At 73.2% G+C, this 944-nt stretch carries 1 protein-coding gene; it reads left to right on the plus strand.

Annotated features, from left to right (window positions below; genetic code table 11):
* A partial coding sequence (locus D180_RS18940) for an FAD-dependent oxidoreductase (RefSeq protein ID WP_017914021.1) occupies positions 1-944 on the plus strand: 944 nt, incomplete at both ends.

The raw sequence follows: 944 nt of genomic DNA on the forward strand, positions 1-944 counted from the left end.
GGGCAGCATCGGCGGCGGTTCCACCGCCGCGGCGATGGGGCATTTGGTGGCGATGGACGACGATCCGGCGGAACTGGCGCTGTCGGCGTACTCGCTGCGTCTGTGGGAAGAATTCGCGCCGCTGCCGGAGGCCGAGTTCAGCCGCTGCGGCACGCTGTGGGTGGCGCGCGAGGCACGCGAACTGGAGGCGATTCCGGCCAAGATCCAGCGCCTGGCCGCGGCCGGCGTTCACGCCGAGGCGCTCGATGCGCAGCGCTTGTACCAACTGGAGCCGGCGCTGGTGCCGGGCCTGGCCGGCGGCATGCGCGTGGCCGCCGAGGCGGTGGTGTATCCGCCGCGGATGGCGCGCTACCTGGTCGAGCGTGCCTGCGCCGCCGGTGCGCAGCTGTACGCCGGGCGTCGCGCCACCGCGCTGACCGATGCCGGCGTGCGTCTGGACGACGGCAGCGCGCTGCATGGCCCGGTGCTGGTCGCCACCGGCTGCGCCGTGCCGGAGCTGTTGCCGGAACTGCCGATGCGTGCCCGCAAGGGGCAACTGGTGATCACCGACCGCTACCCGGGTTTCGTCGCCCATCAATTGCTGGAACTGGGCTATGCCGACAGCGCGCACGGCAGCGACGGCAGCAGCGTGGCGTTCAACGTGCAGCCGCGGCCGACCGGGCAACTCCTGATCGGCTCCTCGCGCGAATTCGATGCGACCGACCGCGCGGTGTCGATGCCGATGCTGCAGCGGATGCTGGAGCGCGCCTTCGCGTTCCTGCCGGGCCTGCGGCAACTGCAGGCGATCCGGGTGTGGACCGGCCTGCGTCCGGCCACGCCGGACGGGCGCCCGTACCTGGGCGCGGTGCCGGAGCGGCGCGACGTGTGGGTCGCGGCCGGCCACGAGGGCCTGGGCGTGACGACGGCGCTGGGCAGTGCGCGCCTGCTGCTGGACCAGTTGCTGC

The organism is Xanthomonas sp. SHU 166, from assembly GCF_000364685.1.
Classification (GTDB): domain Bacteria; phylum Pseudomonadota; class Gammaproteobacteria; order Xanthomonadales; family Xanthomonadaceae; genus Xanthomonas_A; species Xanthomonas_A sontii.